Origin of the sequence: Limnospira indica PCC 8005 (assembly GCF_000973065.1) — a bacterium.
Taxonomy (GTDB): Bacteria; Cyanobacteriota; Cyanobacteriia; order Cyanobacteriales; family Microcoleaceae; genus Limnospira; species Limnospira fusiformis.
In genome coordinates, this window is sequence record NZ_FO818640.1 from 1,370,157 (window position 1) to 1,386,885 (window position 16,729).

Sequence of the window (16,729 nt, forward strand, 5' to 3'; positions counted from 1 at the left end):
AATCTAGTCTTCCTTCCAGTCCTCACGACCTAAAAGGTCAATGACTCGATCTCTGAGCAAAAAATCATTTTGTTCTAATTCACACTCGACCCAATCCCACTCACGGGCTGGGATATACTGGCACATGGTGTAAATTGGTTGATGGCGATCGATTAATCCTTTTTCTACGAGGTTACGCGCCTCGTCTTGAATGACTTGAATGGAATATTTGACGGCACTAGGAATCACAGCTTGTACCATATCACAACCTCCTACCCAGTTAATTGGGTAAATAACTAAAACTCAACGGTATCCGGGACTACCCTATCGGTATTCCCTAAACATATTGTCTCGCAATATGTCTATTTTATCTCTATATCTTTACTATTTTTAACAGTAAGATTAAATTCAGGGAATCATCCATCATTATTTGGGGCGATCGCACTAGGGTTAGAGTCGGGGATTTTGCCCCATAATTTGGGCAAGAGTAGCCCCGAATTTTGGCGATATTGTTCAAATTCTGGGTAGCGGGAGAGGGATTCATCTTTTTTGAGCATATTGGGCAGAAAAATAGCGATCGCAAATAAGCCCAGAATCAAAAACGGTAGCCAATGCTGTGCTAACATAGCAAAAGATAGGTAAATCAGAAGTTCTCCCCCATAATTAATATTCCGAGAACGGGCAAAAAATCCCTCAGTAATTAATCCGGGTTTATATTTTAAGGTGTAGTATTTTTGAGCATCACTGCTGTAGTGCAAAAATACCCCGAACAGGTTAATAGAAATGGCGGCAGAAATTAATATAGGGGCTGGTTCTGAGTGACTACTAACTAATATAAATGGAGCCACCCAATATAAGATTAAAAACGTAAACACGCCCACTCCCTGCCACCAAGGAACTTGTTTTTCCCACTGTTTATCTGGATAAATACGGCTTTTTAGCAACCACAAAATCCCATAGGTTCCGTGGAGAGCGAGATAAACCCAGGGGCCGATAGTAAAGTTATTATATGCGACCATCAACCCCAGGACTACCAGGAAAGTCAAGAATTTATGGAGGTCGATCGCCTGTTTAATTTTCATGGTCAATCATCCCGACAATCTCCAATAATTAACAGATGAAATCTTGAGCATTTACCCAATTCTATTATTTACAGTATTATTGATTAGAGCGATCGCCTGATTCCGTAGACAATTCCGACTGTTCATCGGTATCGACACCGGCTGATAAAACCGGAGTTGATGTCGCACCAATAGTATTAGGCAAATAAGGCCCTGAGCGTCCTTTATGGCGCATTTGTCGCATTAGGCTTGCCATTTCCAGGGCATTCATAGCATAATCCCAGCCCTTGTTGCTTTTAATTCCGGCGCGTTCCAAGGCCTGTTGCATAGAGTCAGTAGTTAAGATACCAAATATCACAGGTACGCCAGTTTGGAAGGCAGAAGCGGCAATTCCCTTAGACACTTCCGCCGCCACATAATCAAAATGGGGAGTGTGTCCACGAATGACCGCCCCCAGACAAATAATAGCATCATAGCGACCGCTGAGGGCTAATTGATTAGCAACCATGGGAATTTCAAAACTACCAGGAACCCAAATATAATCAACCTGAGTCCCGTGGGGATCAGGATTTACCCCATGTCGTTTTAAACAATCTTGACACCCTTCTAGTAGTTTAGTGGTAATCAAATCGTTAAACCGACCAATTACGATCGCCAACTTTACCGAGTCAAGCTGAGTAAAAGTACCTTCAAAAACCGTCATAATATAAGTAGTCTAAATTATCTATCGAGGATGTGAGGATAGAGGTTTGGGGCGGAAGATTTCCCCATTCCTCTCACCTCTTCTAAGTTGGTTGTCAATAGCCTAGGGGCTAAACAACCAAGTAGTTAAAAACTCCTACTAAAATCACCAGAACCGCCCACAGGCCAGAACCGATAAAAATGAGGGGCTTAGACTGACTCCAATTTTGAGGAGAAGCATAAGCCACAGGGACTGCGACAATCATGAGGAAGGACACAATCACCAAAGCCGCCAAAAGCACTTGAAACAGAAGTGTTAACATTTTTTTCTCCCAAGCAGAAAGGATAAGCGTAAGTACAAATAACGATAGATTAGCCGAGATCAGCCTTTTCGGCTCGTACTTTATATTTACGCTACCAGAAATTGCACCGTCTGAGAAACCCAGATTTTAGGAATTTTGTGTTGATTGTGCTTCTTGGGCGACTTGGGAAACTTCATCAGTAGCCAATTGTTGCAAAACCTCTTGAACTTCCTCACCCCCCAGGCGAGATAAGGCTTGGGCGATGCGGTGGCGGATCTGCCAATCTGGGTCTGATGCACGAGATATCAATAGGGGTATGGCTTGACGATCGCCCAATTCTCCCAAAGCGCTGATAGCAACGGTTTGGATCAATTCGTTGCCATTAATCAAGCCATCTTGGAGGAGTTCAAAGCCGCGCGGATCTCCCAATTCTCCTAAAGCGGCAATAATGCTCAATTGCACCAACCATTCAGAGGTATTATGGTAAACCTGATGCAGGTCTTCAAAGGCTTCTGTGAGTTTCAAAGCCCCAATGGAATCGGCTGCGGCGGCTTGGACATCAGCTTCTGGGTCATTAAGCAGACAATCGCGCAACAGGGTTAAAGACCGATCGCGATCTTGGTGTCCGAGGCTGGCCATTTGGCTAACTGCTGCATATCGGACTCGGGTATCTCGGTCAGCGATCGCCGTTTGCAGGAGTTGAAAGCCGATATTTTTTTCGAGTTGACGGATTTGGTTAACTGCCCGTAAGCGATCGCCAAGATTTTCCGAACTCAGTTGTTGCATAATGGACTCTGGAGTAATAGTCATTTTGGTTAAACAGTTAAGCAGTTGCTGTCGGTTAAGGTCCGGGGCGACTCTCACCCTAGGGGGAGAACTAACCTTTAAGGACTATTCCCATCTTATTCGGCGATGAGAGAAAACTCACAACAACTGGGGAAACCGATGTGCTTTAGTCGTCATCAGTACCCATAGCCATGACTCGGATAATATCCCCACAGGTCAAAATACCGATTAATTTTTTGGATCCATCCAAAACTGGCAGCCGATGCACTTGTTTTTGGTTCATCAACCGGGCTGCTTCTGACAGAGAGCAATCTGGTTTAATGGTGATCATGGGTCCGTTACTCATCACGTCTCCCACGGTTTGACCTAGGGCTTTATGTAGTTCTTTTTCGTAGCGAGAGGGATTTTCCAGATAAATCACACTGTCGAGAATAGTGATGTAGGCTGGTGGGGTCACGCCACTTTGCTGCCAGATAATATCAGTTTCTGAGATAAAGCCCACCAATTTACCCGTGTTATCCATCACGGGAAGCCCTCCAATTCGGTTCTGGGCTAGTAGGGCGATCGCATCAGCCAGGGGCGCATCAGGACTAATCACAAGGGGATTAGGGGTCATTACATCGGCAACGGTTTTAGCCATGGTATCTGGTTCCGGTTTCACTGTCGGTCTATAGTTCTCATTTTATCAAAATTGGTATACCATGACATATTCCCGACACCCACCCGTTAGGATAGGTGCGGGGCTTCTGCTTCTCTACGGGAGAATGACGGGCGACAGCCGTCGGGAGTCAAGGGGAGATCCGAGTATCTGTGGGAATGACTAGCATGATGTTATGGCTGAGAATTTCCAAAGCGATCGCTTCTTCTCCCAGTGTGCGACCCATGCGATAAGAACCCCGCAGCATTGCCCCTAGGTGTTGATCCAAAACCGCAGCCGTCATGTAAGATTTTACCAAAACTATCGGTTCTTTCACCCAAGTTTTGGTGACCGGACTCCACCAATTGCCATGGGAAAAGGTGGCGTTGTGGCCTCCGGCGGGTCGGGTCAGTTCTTCCAGCCAGCCTTTCGCCTGGGAATATTTCTTAGCCGGAATGTGCCAGCGGACGGCGTAGGGTAGGCGGTCTAGGCTGATAGCAGAGGTGAAGATCGCATTTTCTACCAGGGGATATAAGCCGTTTTGGGCGGTGTTGATATGGGGAATCACGTTGGGCAGAATGTTGGCTATATGTTCCATGATTGTGCCTGCAATTCGATAGTTATATTTGGGGAGAACCCCCCTAGATAACTAACTGGGAAATCGTGATTTTTTATGCAGGGGCAGGTTGCACCCTCAACCGCGATCGCCACCAACAAGCCCCAGGAGGCTCCTAGAGCCTTGCCATCCCTTGGGGGTAGGGGGGCTGGTGATTAATCTTCTGCTCCCCGCAATGACTCGAATAACCGCCGCAAAATCGATCGCAGTTCTTGGCGAGACTCATCTTCGGCATTTTCTCGCACTGCCAATTCTCGCGCTGACTCGGCTACAGATTGGGCGATTAACGCTTCTACTTCCTGGGCGGCGGACTCCACTTGTAGGGGTTCCATGGTTTCCAATAATAAGGCTCTTTCCAGTTGGGCGACAACTGCTTGGCGTGCTTCCGCAGACCATTCACCCAAACCCGACCAATAGGACTCTAATTCGGCAAATCGGGACGGGTCGGCGAGGGGTTCGGCGAGTTCCAATAAATCCAACAGTCGATCGCATTCTAACAGGTCTTCGCGATCGATACTCAATTCCGGGTCTTCTATTTCTAGGGTGGGGGTAAATCCGACAATTTTTCCCCAGGTTTGGGGCGGGTTAATTTCTACTGCAATATAGGCTATGCGATCGCTTATTACGGCACCTTCGGGAATCTCCAAACTTTCGGCATTCGCTGGGAGGGGGATACATTCCACAATGCCCAAACTTTCCCCTTCTTCCCAGATTTCCAAATCCCCCCAATCCGTCAAAACCTGGGCGGCGATATTCCAGGCGCTACTGCTGCGGAAATCCGATTGATAATCGAACCTTTTTAGATATCGATGCACCACCCAAACAGCGATCGCTCTTTCCGCAATCTCTGGAAATTGGGAGGGTTCAATGTCACGGGAAACCCTTTGTAAATAATCGGTGATTTGCGGGGGTATCGGAATCAGTTGACCGAATAATTCTTGAGTGTTCATGATGCTTAAATAATCCTCTGGTTAACAGCTTGTTTCAGGGTAAATATCCCCATCATATAAATCTAGTTCCTGAGATAGGCGATCGCCCATTTTTTTCAACAGGGGACTGATGGTGCGACTCCAAGCAGAGTTGACGACACCCGGCGGGATCTTAAAATGTTCCGCCACCAATTTTAGGGTGTATTTTTCCCCGCGAGACACGCAATCATAAATGAACAATAAAGCATCTTGAACCGTAATCGGCGGCGGTGGGGTTTTGCGTACAAAAGAACTCCTTAACTCCCCCGTTGGGTCATTTTCAATTTCTCGGCGAATGCGTTGTAACCGAGGAATATCTACCGACGGCTGCGGTTCATTTTCAATATTGTAAGGTGTTTCTGGGTCTGGTGTGGGGGGATGATCATCGATTAACTGTCTGCGTTTTTTCAGGATGTCTTGATATGCCCATTTGCAGCGAATATTCCAGAGAGTGAAGGGACTAGCAGCGTTGTCAATATCGGGGTCATAAACTTCGCCACCCCGGACATTTCCATGAATTTTGCGATCGATATAATCCAATCCCAAGCCGCCGCCGTCGCTTCAATATATATCAAATCATCGCGATATTGTGGCGGTTCTCCCTTCCAAAAACAGTGTTCCGGTGCAGCTATCATCATTCGCATCGCCTCCCGTCGTAGGCGTTTACGTTCTTTCACCGATTAGGTTTTTAGCGATCGGCGCAAAATCTCTTTTACTTCCTTATCGGGACATTTAGAATCTCGTGTCATTGCCAGATTTATCAACTCGGTAGACCTCCTGAGATTATCCCACATTTCCCCCAGTGCGATCGCACTTTCCATAATCTTCTTAATCCCCCCAAAATTTCTCCTAATTAGGGGTTGACTTTGAGGAGGACTTGACATATCATAATAGCATGGGAAAAGGTGGGCGCATATATATGCCTGTGGGGGATAACCCATCGGGTAAACGGCTAATTAAAAACCGGGGTTTAACTTAACCGCCGAAATCAAGAAACCCGGTTTCTCAGTAGCCGTAGGGTGTGTCACCTGACGCACCGCATAGTCCTGTTGAAAAAACCGGGGTTTGACCGCCGAAATCAAGAAACCCGGTTTCTCAGCAACCGTAGGGTGTGTCATCTGACGCACCGCATAGCATAGTCCTGTTGAAAACGCGGTTTATCAACCGTTGACGGCGACGGGTTTGGGGGCGGGTTTATTAATATCCTCGTTGGGAGGGAAATTTGACCGCAGAACCCGCCCCTACAATTAATAATTAATAATTATCACCCTCGTAGGGTGCGTCACCTGACGCACCGCATAGTCCTGTTGAAAAAACCGGGGTTTGACCGCCGAAATCAAGAAACCCGGTTTCTCAGCAACCGTAGGGTGTGTCATCTGACGCACCGCATAGTCCTGTTGAAAACGCGGTTTATCAACCGTTGACGGCGACGGGTTTGGGGGCGGGTTTATTAATATCCTCGTTGGGAGGGAAATTTGACCGCAGAACCCGCCCCTACAATTAATAATTAATAATTATCACCCTCGTAGGGTGCGTCACCTGACGCACCGCATAGTCCTGTTGAAAAAACCGGGGTTTGACCGCCGAAATCAAGAAACCCGGTTTCTCAGCAACCGTAGGGTGTGTCATCTGACGCACCGCATAGTCCTGTTGAAAACGCGGTTTATCAACCGTTGACGGCGACGGGTTTGGGGGCGGGTTTATTAATATCCTCGTTGGGAGGGAAATTTGACCGCAGAACCCGCCCCTACAATTAATAATTAATAATTATCACCCTCGTAGGGTGCGTCACCTGACGCACCGCATAGCATAGTCCTGTTGAAAAAACCGGGGTTTGACCGCCGAAATCAAGAAACCCGGTTTCTCAAAGAAACCGGGTTTCTCAGCCGTGGGAGAGGGAAAATTGACCGTTGACGGCGACGGGTTTGGGGGCGGGTTTATTAATATCCTCGTTGGGAGGGAAATTTGACCGCAGAACCCGCCCCTACAATTAATAATTAATAATTATCACCCTCGTAGGGTGCGTCACCTGACGCACCGCATAGTCCTGTTGAAAAAACCGGGGTTTGACCGCCGAAATCAAGAAACCCGGTTTCTCAAAGAAACCGGGTTTCTCAGCCGTGGGAGAGGGAAAATTGACCGTTGACGGCGACGGGTTTGGGGGCGGGTTTATTAATATCCTCGTTGGGAGGGAAATTTGACCGCAGAACCCGCCCCTACAATTAATAATTAATAATTATCACCCTCGTAGGGTGCGTCACCTGACGCACCGCATAGCCAAGAATATCGGAGATAAACTCATGGAACCGGAATATCCGCTTTCCCAAATGAAAAGGAGACCCAATCCTTTTGCGGAACCCTTAAAAAAACAAGTCACTATTTCTCTGGGAATTGAGGTCATCGAATATTTTGAGAAGATGGCTCAACAGGAAGGCTTGTCTGAAATGCCACGCCTTTATATACATGGTTTTTCAGGTTCAAGAGTTGCGGCGCAAACAGGGCTAAATATTCCCCGTCTTCCTGTAGTTGAATGACAATCGTGAAATTCTCGACCTGTTCGGACTGTACCCCAGTAAAGTAATGATGCGATTTCGGTCGGTGTCGCTGTGGTAGTGCCATCGGCGGTTATCCAGAAAACCCGCCACCTGTGCTAAGGTTGTTGCCATCTTCCCAATGCCTCCCAGATATCTTATCTCACTAATTATGCTAACAATGTTCTATCGATTCTGGCAGGGGTTTTTTATGCAGGCTAGAGATGGCGTTGACGGGTGCGGAAATTTTTGGGGATGGGGGCTTGACTTCCGGGGAAATTTGACGTAATATAACACCATGGGAAAGTGTGCCGCCATATATATATTCCGGGCGAGGCAAAAACCGGGTTAATGGTTGGTTTCTAGTTTTCGGTCAGGGAGTCATAGGGCGAGGTTTGTCGCTACGGGAAAGGTTTTCAGCGCGCCAGGCACAGATTCTCATAAAAGGGTTTCATTTTCACGGTAACTCTAAACTCTATGAAAAACCTGTCTATTTCCTCTTGGTCTTCAAGTTTACTGGCGAGTCTCACGGCTTGTACATTAGCACTGGCAACAGGTCCGCTACAAGCGCAACAGGTCATGTATCAACCCATTTCCATCGTTCCGGGTGAGGTGGTAGAGGACATCCTCTCGGAACGAGATATTCCCATAGGAGATGGCGGCTTTTTACGGGATTATCGCGTCCGTCTCCCAAGCAATGAACAAGTGATGATTGAGCTGATGTCGGATGAATTTGATACTGTGGTGGTGTTGTTATCGGATGATGGTATAGCGATCGCAGAAAATGACGACGGCCCGGACGGGACAACCAACTCTCTCCTGTTTGCTCGCATTATGGAGGGAGGGGATTATATTGTGAGAGTTCGCGCCTTTGGGGAAAGAAGAGGCGGAAATTTTCGCCTAAAAGTGACTCGGTTAGTTCCGGCAGGATGAGGTTTAAACTCCCGGCTTCTAAGTAATTGATGATTACCTATTCCTCCCCCGTCGCGCTACAGGGCGATCGCCTCCTGGGATAGAATCGGGGAAGTATCGATATCAATCAATTTAACGGGAGAGTTATATATATGCAGATTTCGCCCCTAAGATTCTTGCACAAGAAATTACTACCGATGGCGATCGCCTTATGGTTGGGACTGGTTGGATATTTTGGGGGGGAAACCGTCGCGGTGGCTGCGCCTACCCATCCCAGCGTCCTAGGGAGTCTGTTTTCCTTCTCAGGAAAGCGACCCGATAACCTAGGAGTACACGACGGCTATCTTTCCGATTGTCCTGCTTCCCCTAACTGCGTTTCCACCCAAAGCCAGGACGGGGTTCACTATATCGAACCTTTCACCTATTCCACCTCTGGGGAGGAAGCATTCGCTCAAATCAAACAAGTGGTGGAGAGTATGGACAACGCCAAAATCGTGACGGCGGATGACCATTATCTTAATGCCGAATTTACCTCGGCGATTATGGGCTTTGTGGATGATGTAGAATTTTATTTGGATGATGAGGCGGGGGTGATTCAAGTGCGATCGGCATCCCGACTCGGAGAGTCAGATTTGGGAGTTAATCGCGATCGGATCGAAACCATCAGAAGCCTTTTGAACCCATAAAATCAAAATCAAACCAAAACCCCCAATCCGTTGAGGAAAGGGGGTTAATTGGTGGTTATGTGAGTAGTCCCAGATTACAGAGCGTTACCGCGAGGTAGAACTTCTTCGGGGAATACAAAGTTTTGGTGAGGTTGATCGGCTGGAGCCATCCAAGCGCGAATACCTTCGTTAAGTAGAATGTTCTTAGTATAGAAGAGAAGGTTTCAAACTCAGGATCTTCTGCCGCGCGCAATTCTTGTGACACGAAGTCATAAGCACGCAGGTTCAAAGCTAGACCTACTACACCGATGGAACACATCCACAGCCCTGTTACAGGAACAAACAGCATGAAGAAGTGTAACCAGCGTTTGTTGGAAAAAGCAATACCGAAAATCTGGGACCAGAAGCGGTTAGCTGTCACCATGGAGTAGGTTTCTTCGGCTTGGGTGGGTTCAAAAGCACGGAAGGTGTTAGATCCTTCTCCGTCTTCAAACAGGGTGTTTTCTACTGTAGCACCGTGAATAGCACAGAGTAGCGCACCACCCAGGATGCCGGCAACTCCCATCATGTGGAAGGGGTTGAGCGTCCAGTTGTGGAATCCTTGGAAGAATAGGATAAACCGGAAGATGCCTGCTACACCAAAGCTGGGAGCAAAGAACCATCCAGATTGACCCAAGGGGTACATTAAGAATACGCTCACGAACACGGCAATAGGACCGGTGAAAGCGATCGCATTATAAGGACGAATGCCAACTAAGCGGGCGATTTCTAACTGACGCAGGCAGAACCCAATTAGCGCGAAAGCTCCGTGTAGAGCTACAAAAGCCCATAAACCCCCTAATTGACACCAGCGGGTAAAGTCCCACTGAGCTTCGGGACCCCACAGGAACAGCAGGGAGTGACCCAAACTGTTGGCGGGGGTGCTGACTGCAGCGGTCAGGAAGTTGCAGCCTTCGAGGTAGGAACTGGCGACGGTCCGTGAGTGTACCAAGAGGTAACAAAGGTAGTTCCGGTGAGCCATCCGCCGATAGATAGATAGGCACAGGGGAAAAGCAGGATACCAGACCATCCTACGAATACAAAGCGATCACGCTTCAGCCAGTCATCGAGGACATCAAACCATCCTCTGGTGACTTGAGGGCGTTCGACTGCTATTGTCATAAACCCAAATCTCCGAATAAATTATGATTTCCAGTAAATCAGCCAACTGCACTCTATTTTAAAATCTAGCTTCCCGTTCTTAACAGAAAGTTAGGGATATGATCGATGCCGTTAACTTTTCTTTACCTATCTTAACAGTATAAACATAAATTCTCAGATTGGCAAGTCTCAGAATAAAATTAATCGCGAGGGTCCTAGTGGGGGTCAGCCGGAAGCCCCAGAAGTGATGCGATCGCCTCAGAGATTGGGATTTAAGGGCTGCGATGTTAACCAGACAGTGCCGATATCTGACATACTGGTGAGAGTCGGTGTTAAACTTAACCTTTTTTTAAGACTTTTCTATGTTCACCATTGACATCATCGTGAAATATGTCCCGGTTCCCCTATCGGTACAAAGAAAGACCCAAGAGGACGCTATGGGGGTCTATAACCAGGTACTAGACATGATGCGTTCGGACCATGGGCAACTGTTGGAGTTAACCTGCGAGAAAATGACCGATAAAAAAGTAGCTGTCCTCAGCAGCGAAATTTCGGCTGTGCAGATTTCCGAAAAATCGGGGACCACAGCTACAGGTAGATCTCCGGGATTTGTAGCCTTAACAGAATGAGCCAATCTGCCCAACCCCAAACACCCCTACCGGCTATTGAAGTCAAAAACCTGAACTTTCAATGGTCGGGAGGTGCTAGACTAGAGTCCTGACTTCTTGTTCCCTAGCCGTCCCCGCCGGGGAATTTTGGATGTTACTTGGTACGAATGGCAGCGGGAAATCAACTCTGTTGCGGCTACTAACTGGACTGCTGGAGTCCCAGTCCGGTGAGATTAACATTAAGGGACGGGTGGGGTTTGTCTTCCAAAATCCTGATCACCAATTGGTTATGCCTACTGTGGGGGCAGATGTGGCCTTTGGTTTGGTGGAAGATCGCCTCCCCCTAGTGGAAGTTAGGCGACGGGTTGAGGATGCTTTGGCGGCGGTGAAATTGCTGGAATTGCAGCGCCGCCCTATTTATGCCCTCAGCGGAGGACAAAAACAACGGATTGCGATCGCCGGTGCGATCGCTAGACATTGTGAAGTCCTACTTTTCGATGAACCCACCGCCCTACTAGACCCAGACAGTCAGCGAGACCTGGTTATTCAAGTTCGCCATTTAGTCAAAAATCGCGGCATTACCGCCCTCTGGGTGACACACCGCCTCGATGAACTTGACTACAGCGATGGTGCTTTTTTGTTGGAAAACGGCCGTGTGGTGGCTCAGGGAAACCCTGAACCCCTGAAACGGCGATTGATGCAAAATCATCAAACCTAGATTTTGGACCTTGATTTTTTCATCCTACCTAACGAAAAAAATGCCATTATTGAAACTAAGCAAAAATTGTCCACTGTTCAATATGAGCTTTGCAGTAATAAATCATGTCACGCCCTTTAACCAATGCCGTCCTGTTTGTAGACGGTTATAACATCATCGGAATCTGGCCCCGTTTACAACAAAAGCGCGACGGGGAAAGCATGGAGTCAGCCCGGCGACATCTGATCGAAACTCTGATTAACTACAGTGCTTTTGAAGGTCTCGATGCTCGCATTGTCTTCGATGCTCACTATCAGAATACTCCCGGTGTCAGTGAAAAGATCAGTCGTAATCTGTTGATTCACTATACAGGTTATGGTCAAACTGCTGACACTTATATAGAAAAAATGTGTGCCTCCCTGTGTCATAAGTTGCGACTATCACGGCGACGGTTGCTGGTGGCTACCTCAGACCGCGCACAACAGTTAACTGTGATGGGCTACGGTGCAGAATGGATGTCTGCAATGCAGTTATCCGAAGCGGTTGAGGCTTCTAATCGACAGCGCCAACGTCGCCACCAAACTCCTAAGCGATCGAGGAGTCGCTTTCTTGACAGTTCCCTAGATCCTGAGTCTCAAAGGCGTTTGGATCAGTTGCGGATGGGGCTAAAATAAATTTGAGCAAAATGCTTGACAAAATTTTACCACTGGGTTACTATAGTTAACTGTGGCTAAGACAACCACAACCCACTTTCCTCGGTAGCTCAGTGGTAGAGCGGTCGGCTGTTAACCGATTGGTCGTAGGTTCGAATCCTACCCGGGGAGTTTTTGCCAAAAATACGGCATTAAATGCGATCGCCCGCCATAGCCTTAACCGGATATCCTGCCCAATTACTCGCCTGATTGGAGGTGCGTTCGGGGAGGGAGACATTTTTCGTTAGGTTGCTGTGGTAAAATGCGATCGCCCCATGGCCAAAATTATAGCAGCCAGAACCTTTCACTAAAGCATTATTATTTATGTTCGATGCCCTTTCTGAACGTTTAGAGTCCGCCTGGAAAAAACTCCGGGGTCAGGACAAAATTACAGAATCCAATATCCAGGAAGCTCTGAAAGAAGTTCGTCGCGCCCTATTGGAAGCCGACGTTAACCTGATGGTAGTTAAAGATTTTATCAAAGAGGTTGGCGTTCAAGCCCAGGGTTCGCAAGTAGTATCCGGCGTGAAACCCGGTCAACAGTTTATCAAAATTGTTCACGATGAGTTAGTGAAAGTCATGGGGGAAAGCAATGTTCCCCTGGCTGAAGCCCAACAACCACCAACCATCGTGTTAATGGCAGGTTTGCAGGGTACAGGTAAAACTACAGCTTCCGCTAAGTTAGCCTTGCACCTACAAAAAGAGAATCGCAGCAGCCTGTTAGTAGCTACGGACGTTTACCGACCAGCAGCTATTGACCAGTTAATGACTCTGGGGAAACAGATAAATGTTCCCGTATTCGAGTTAGGGAAAGATGCCGACCCGGTAGAAATTGCTCGCCAGGGTATTGAGTACGGCAAAGCCCAGGGTATTGATACAATTATCATTGATACGGCTGGTCGGTTACAAATTGACCAGAATATGATGGCGGAACTGGCTCAAATAAAGGAGACGGTTCAACCTCACGAGACCTTGTTAGTAGTTGATGCCATGACGGGTCAGGAAGCAGCTACCCTGACTCAGACCTTTAATGACCGAATTGGCATTACTGGTGCTATCCTCACTAAAATGGACGGGGATAGTCGCGGCGGCGCGGCTCTGTCAATTCGGCGAGTTTCCGGCGCTCCGATTAAGTTTGTCGGGGTCGGGGAAAAGGTAGAAGCCCTACAACCTTTTTACCCGGAACGTATGGCATCCAGAATTTTGGGTATGGGTGACATCCTCACATTGGTGGAAAAGGCTCAGGAAGAGTTTGATATCGCCGATGCTGAGAAGATGCAGGAGAAGATTTTAGAGGCTAAGTTTGACTTCACGGATTTTCTCAAGCAGACCCGGTTGATGAAAAATATGGGGTCTTTGGGGGGGTTGGTTAAACTCATTCCGGGGATGAATAAAATCTCTCAGGAGCAGTTGGACGCGGGGGAAAGCCAGCTTAAACGCTCGGAGGCTATGATTAATTCTATGACTATTGAGGAGCGGAAGAATCCTGAGTTGCTGTCAAATTCGCCCTCAAGACGTAAGCGGGTGGCTAAAGGGGCTGGATATGCGGAAAAGGATGTGATGCGTTTGGTGAGCGATTTTCAGCGGATGCGGAGCTTGATGCAACAAATGGGTAAGGGTCAGTTTCCGGGTATGGGAATGCCGGGTATGGGAATGCCGGGTATGGGAATGCCGGGTATGGCTGGCGGCAAGAAGAAGAAAAAGAAAGCCAAAAAGAAAAAGGGTTTCGGTCAGCTTTAACTGTGGGAGTTGACTTTTGTCGGGTTCTGGGAATGCTATAATACTAAGTTACCCCATTGAGAGGCGGATTTGCTGGTCAGTCTGTCCTAGACTGCTACAATAGCTTAAAATTCATAAGGAGAGTTGATTAAAACCAAATGATCAAACTGAGATTGAAACGTTACGGTAAGAAACGAGAAGCTAGTTATCGGATTGTGGCGATGGATAGTCTGTCGCGTCGTGAAGGTCGTCCTCTGGAAGAGTTGGGTTTTTATAACCCCAGAACGGATGAAACTAGATTGGATACCCCGGCTATTATTCGACGGCTGAAACAAGGGGCTCAACCTACTAGAACTGTGCGTAACATCCTGCAAAAAGCCAATGTATTTGAACAACTCAAGTCCGGAGTCATCGCTGAACCCAGTATCCCAGAACCTGTCAGCCAATCCTAATTATGGGGAGTTGGTACGATTCTTAATTAGCCCGTTTTTGGGGTCGCCAGAGGCGCTGCGGGTTGATTGTGAGCGATCGCCAGCTCACCGCAAAATTTGGGTGAGATTGGCTTTTGAGGCGGAAGATAAGGGCCGTGTTTAGTTTATGGTCGTTCGGGACATAATATCCAGGCGATTCGTAATGTTCTATCTGCGATCGCTAGAGTGGCGGGGGAATCGGTGTATTTAGATATTTACGAAGACAGTCCTACCCCAGGTCGTCCGCCTCGGGCTTCAGCAAACCGTCCGTCTCCGAAACGTACCAGCCGCCCAACTCGTCCATCTACCCCTAGGGGACCAATTCATAGAGACGGATAGTTTTCTGTTGCTAAGGAAAGCGACGCAAGGAACGCCTGTCTGTCGCTTTCCTGATTGATTGTCCTGTATTTGTCTGGTGTATAGATGATGTTTGGTCAGCACCCCCGGCTGAAGCACAGGGGCTTCGTGCCCCCCTTTCAGGTAGCTGACCAGCTATAGCCTTAACTGGCTACGTTCAGAGCAAGAGTTAAAGTTCCTACCCTGGAATGCGTGCTAGTTCCAGGCCCTAGAACCGAATCGTTAAACATCTCTAAGGGGTTAAGGACGTGCGATTTGGATAGTACCGACTCTGAACATTGGCGAAGCAAACATTACCCCGCAAGGGAGTCGGAGCCAACCATAGCTCCATGGAGGGGCAACCATACCCCTCCACCCCGCAAGGGGGTGCTGGCGGCTAAAGCTGCTTGAGTCGGTTTTCCTCTCCGCGATAAATCACGGAGCTTCCAACCCTCCCAGGAGTTTTACGTGAATGACTGAGCGACTGACGATTCAGTTACCTACTATCGAAAGTGCGATCGCTTTAGGGGGTTATCAAGAAGATAATCTCAAAACCCTGTCTAAACAAACTGGAACTCAGATAGTTTTGCGGGGTCAAGATTTGCTGATTAGTGGTACGACTAAACAGGTGGAATTGTGCCGAGTTTTGATAGAATCCCTCAAACCTTTTTGGGAAAATGGTAAAACTATCACAGACCCCGATATTCTAACCGCACGTCATGCTATTAATACCCACCAAGAAGCTAATCTGCGGGAACTTCAGCAGGATGTTTTAGCGAGAACTCGCCGAGGTCAGGATATACGCGCTAAAACTTTCCGTCAGCGACAATATATCCAAGCTATCCGCACCCATGATTTAACTTTTTGCATTGGACCAGCGGGAACTGGTAAAACTTATCTAGCAGCAATTATCGCGCTTCAGGCGTTACTTTCTGACCAATACGAAAGGTTAATTCTTACCCGTCCAGCGGTGGAAGCGGGGGAACGTCTAGGCTTCCTTCCGGGAGATTTGCAGCAAAAGGTTAATCCCTATTTGCGACCTCTTTATGATGCGATTTATGAGTTGGTAGACCCAGAAAAAGCAGCTAATTTGATGGAAAGGGGAGTGATTGAAGTTGCGCCTATTGCTTATATGCGGGGACGCACTCTCAATAATTCCTTTATCATCCTTGATGAGGCGCAAAATACGACTCCCGGACAAATGAAAATGGTGCTGACTCGTTTAGGGTCGCGATCGCGCATGGTGGTAACGGGTGATATTACCCAGACGGATCTACCACTAAATCAATCTTCGGGGTTGACAGTTGCCCTCAAGATTCTGCAAAATATTGAAGGGATAGCTTTCTGTGAGTTTTCTCAGGCGGATGTGGTGCGGAATCCTCTGGTTCAGCGCATTGTCGCCGCCTATGAACGACATGAAAAATAAATGACTATTACTGGATAGGTAATAGCTGAGAATAACTATGGCTGATTTAAAAGAGTTGTTAGAGTCTTGCGAAAGTTTGGGAACTTTGCGCTTAATTGTGACCAGTAGTGCTGCTGTTCTGGAAGTTAAGGGGAAAATTCAAAAGCTATTTTATGCAGAACTTCCGAAAGGAATGTATGCTAATATGCACAGCGATTTGTTTGAATTCCACCTAAATATTGACCAAATTAAAGCGGTTAAATTTGAGACGGGAGAAGCGAAGCGCGGGAATTTTACTACCTATGCGATTCGGTTTTTAGATGCTGAAAATCAACCAGCTTTAAGTGCTTTTTTACAATGGGGAAAACCCGGAGAATATGAACCAGGACAGGTAGAAGCCTGGGAGGGTTTGCGCGCCCAATATGGCGACCACATACAATTATAATTCTCCTGGGTTGGTGGGTTGAAAGGAAGTGGAACCCAACATAGGTTGATGTGGGTGGGGTTAATCAACCAACTGTCCG

Annotated in this window: 22 protein-coding genes, 1 tRNA gene and 3 pseudogenes; 12 read left to right on the forward strand and 14 right to left on the reverse strand. The window is 47.6% G+C overall.

Features of this window, described 5'->3' with window-relative positions; genetic code table 11:
* Window positions 1–3: 3 nt before the first annotated feature.
* From XZ46_RS06120 to XZ46_RS06170, 11 genes are all read right to left on the reverse strand, one after another.
* Complete coding sequence (locus tag XZ46_RS06120; protein WP_006621009.1) at window positions 4–240, reverse strand: DUF4327 family protein; 237 nt, start codon at window positions 238–240, stop codon at window positions 4–6.
* 155 nt (window positions 241–395) lie between these two features.
* On the reverse strand, window positions 396–1,061 hold the full coding sequence (locus tag XZ46_RS06125; protein ID WP_008049146.1) for a methyltransferase family protein: 666 nt from the start codon (window positions 1,059–1,061) through the stop codon (window positions 396–398).
* A gap of 76 nt (window positions 1,062–1,137) precedes the next feature.
* On the reverse strand, window positions 1,138–1,743 hold the full coding sequence (ribH, locus tag XZ46_RS06130; protein ID WP_008049147.1) for a 6,7-dimethyl-8-ribityllumazine synthase: 606 nt from the start codon (window positions 1,741–1,743) through the stop codon (window positions 1,138–1,140).
* A 109-nt stretch (window positions 1,744–1,852) separates the two neighbouring features.
* Window positions 1,853–2,044, reverse strand: coding sequence for a photosystem II reaction center protein PsbZ (gene psbZ / locus XZ46_RS06135; protein WP_006617715.1), 192 nt, complete (start codon window positions 2,042–2,044; stop codon window positions 1,853–1,855).
* A gap of 126 nt (window positions 2,045–2,170) precedes the next feature.
* Window positions 2,171–2,833 (reverse strand): phycobilisome degradation protein NblB, encoded by a 663-nt coding sequence (gene nblB / locus XZ46_RS06140; RefSeq protein WP_006670303.1) that lies wholly within the window; start codon window positions 2,831–2,833, stop codon window positions 2,171–2,173.
* A 142-nt stretch (window positions 2,834–2,975) separates the two neighbouring features.
* A complete protein-coding gene (locus XZ46_RS06145) occupies window positions 2,976–3,449 on the reverse strand; it encodes a CBS domain-containing protein (protein ID WP_006670302.1) in 474 nt (157 codons plus the stop codon).
* A gap of 148 nt (window positions 3,450–3,597) precedes the next feature.
* On the reverse strand, window positions 3,598–4,044 hold the full coding sequence (locus XZ46_RS06150; RefSeq protein WP_006621002.1) for a hypothetical protein: 447 nt from the start codon (window positions 4,042–4,044) through the stop codon (window positions 3,598–3,600).
* Window positions 4,045–4,217: 173 nt separating this feature from the next.
* Window positions 4,218–5,012 (reverse strand): DUF1822 family protein, encoded by a 795-nt coding sequence (locus XZ46_RS06155; protein ID WP_008049154.1) that lies wholly within the window; start codon window positions 5,010–5,012, stop codon window positions 4,218–4,220.
* Between the two features lie 21 nt (window positions 5,013–5,033).
* Window positions 5,034–5,570, reverse strand: coding sequence for a hypothetical protein (locus tag XZ46_RS06160; RefSeq protein ID WP_228116496.1), 537 nt, complete (start codon window positions 5,568–5,570; stop codon window positions 5,034–5,036).
* Between the two features lie 140 nt (window positions 5,571–5,710).
* A complete protein-coding gene (locus XZ46_RS06165; RefSeq protein WP_006620999.1) occupies window positions 5,711–5,914 on the reverse strand; it encodes a hypothetical protein in 204 nt (67 codons plus the stop codon).
* Between the two features lie 72 nt (window positions 5,915–5,986).
* Window positions 5,987–6,148, reverse strand: coding sequence for a hypothetical protein (locus XZ46_RS06170; RefSeq protein ID WP_228116497.1), 162 nt, complete (start codon window positions 6,146–6,148; stop codon window positions 5,987–5,989).
* A gap of 1,182 nt (window positions 6,149–7,330) precedes the next feature.
* Between XZ46_RS06170 and XZ46_RS35800 the strand changes: the two genes are divergently transcribed.
* The 3 genes from XZ46_RS35800 (at window position 7,331) to XZ46_RS06185 (ending at window position 9,159) form a co-directional block, all read left to right on the forward strand.
* Window positions 7,331–7,564: a hypothetical protein gene (locus XZ46_RS35800; protein ID WP_006620996.1), complete on the forward strand. Its 234-nt coding sequence runs from the start codon at window positions 7,331–7,333 to the stop codon at window positions 7,562–7,564.
* Window positions 7,565–8,038: 474 nt separating this feature from the next.
* Window positions 8,039–8,494, forward strand: a complete 456-nt coding sequence (locus XZ46_RS06180; protein ID WP_006670298.1) for a hypothetical protein — start codon at window positions 8,039–8,041, stop codon at window positions 8,492–8,494.
* Between the two features lie 131 nt (window positions 8,495–8,625).
* Window positions 8,626–9,159: a DUF1499 domain-containing protein gene (locus XZ46_RS06185; RefSeq protein ID WP_006670297.1), complete on the forward strand. Its 534-nt coding sequence runs from the start codon at window positions 8,626–8,628 to the stop codon at window positions 9,157–9,159.
* Window positions 9,160–9,233: 74 nt separating this feature from the next.
* On the opposite strand, the pseudogene psbD reads toward XZ46_RS06185, so the two are convergent.
* A pseudogene (gene psbD, locus XZ46_RS06190) lies at window positions 9,234–10,299 on the reverse strand (photosystem II D2 protein (photosystem q(a) protein)).
* Window positions 10,300–10,640: 341 nt separating this feature from the next.
* On the opposite strand from psbD, the gene XZ46_RS06195 reads away from it, so the two are divergent.
* From XZ46_RS06195 to XZ46_RS06210, 4 genes and pseudogenes are all read left to right on the forward strand, one after another.
* A complete protein-coding gene (locus tag XZ46_RS06195) occupies window positions 10,641–10,907 on the forward strand; it encodes a UPF0367 protein family (protein WP_006620992.1) in 267 nt (88 codons plus the stop codon).
* Window positions 10,904–11,604 (forward strand): annotated as a pseudogene (locus tag XZ46_RS06200) (ABC transporter ATP-binding protein). Before XZ46_RS06195 ends, XZ46_RS06200 begins: the two are co-directional and overlap by 4 nt.
* 104 nt (window positions 11,605–11,708) lie before the next feature.
* Window positions 11,709–12,257, forward strand: coding sequence for an NYN domain-containing protein (locus tag XZ46_RS06205; protein WP_006620990.1), 549 nt, complete (start codon window positions 11,709–11,711; stop codon window positions 12,255–12,257).
* A 78-nt stretch (window positions 12,258–12,335) separates the two neighbouring features.
* Window positions 12,336–12,407, forward strand: a tRNA-Asn gene (locus tag XZ46_RS06210).
* A 20-nt stretch (window positions 12,408–12,427) separates the two neighbouring features.
* Here the strand turns inward: XZ46_RS06210 and XZ46_RS35255 are convergent.
* The gene (locus XZ46_RS35255; RefSeq protein WP_006620989.1) at window positions 12,428–12,583 is read right to left on the reverse strand and encodes a hypothetical protein; all 156 of its coding nucleotides are present in this window, start codon (window positions 12,581–12,583) and stop codon (window positions 12,428–12,430) included.
* A 16-nt stretch (window positions 12,584–12,599) separates the two neighbouring features.
* Between XZ46_RS35255 and ffh the strand changes: the two genes are divergently transcribed.
* From ffh to XZ46_RS37770, 3 genes are all read left to right on the forward strand, one after another.
* Complete coding sequence (gene ffh / locus XZ46_RS06215) at window positions 12,600–14,015, forward strand: signal recognition particle protein (RefSeq protein WP_006620988.1); 1,416 nt, start codon at window positions 12,600–12,602, stop codon at window positions 14,013–14,015.
* A 137-nt stretch (window positions 14,016–14,152) separates the two neighbouring features.
* Window positions 14,153–14,446 (forward strand): 30S ribosomal protein S16, encoded by a 294-nt coding sequence (gene rpsP / locus XZ46_RS06220; RefSeq protein WP_008055729.1) that lies wholly within the window; start codon window positions 14,153–14,155, stop codon window positions 14,444–14,446.
* A gap of 10 nt (window positions 14,447–14,456) precedes the next feature.
* Window positions 14,457–14,588, forward strand: coding sequence for a KH domain-containing protein (locus tag XZ46_RS37770; RefSeq protein ID WP_322786893.1), 132 nt, complete (start codon window positions 14,457–14,459; stop codon window positions 14,586–14,588).
* A 526-nt stretch (window positions 14,589–15,114) separates the two neighbouring features.
* On the opposite strand, the pseudogene XZ46_RS36320 reads toward XZ46_RS37770, so the two are convergent.
* Window positions 15,115–15,296 (reverse strand): annotated as a pseudogene (locus XZ46_RS36320) (hypothetical protein).
* Here XZ46_RS36320 and XZ46_RS06225 point away from each other — a divergent pair.
* Together XZ46_RS06225 and XZ46_RS06230 are read left to right on the forward strand one after the other, a co-directional pair.
* Window positions 15,273–16,226 (forward strand): PhoH family protein, encoded by a 954-nt coding sequence (locus XZ46_RS06225; RefSeq protein ID WP_006620985.1) that lies wholly within the window; start codon window positions 15,273–15,275, stop codon window positions 16,224–16,226. The pseudogene XZ46_RS36320 and the gene XZ46_RS06225 sit on opposite strands and share 24 nt — an antisense overlap.
* A gap of 37 nt (window positions 16,227–16,263) precedes the next feature.
* Window positions 16,264–16,650 carry a ChuX/HutX family heme-like substrate-binding protein gene (locus tag XZ46_RS06230; RefSeq protein WP_008055723.1) on the forward strand — a complete coding sequence of 129 codons (387 nt, stop codon included), beginning with the start codon at window positions 16,264–16,266 and terminating at the stop codon, window positions 16,648–16,650.
* Window positions 16,651–16,729 lie beyond the last annotated feature (79 nt).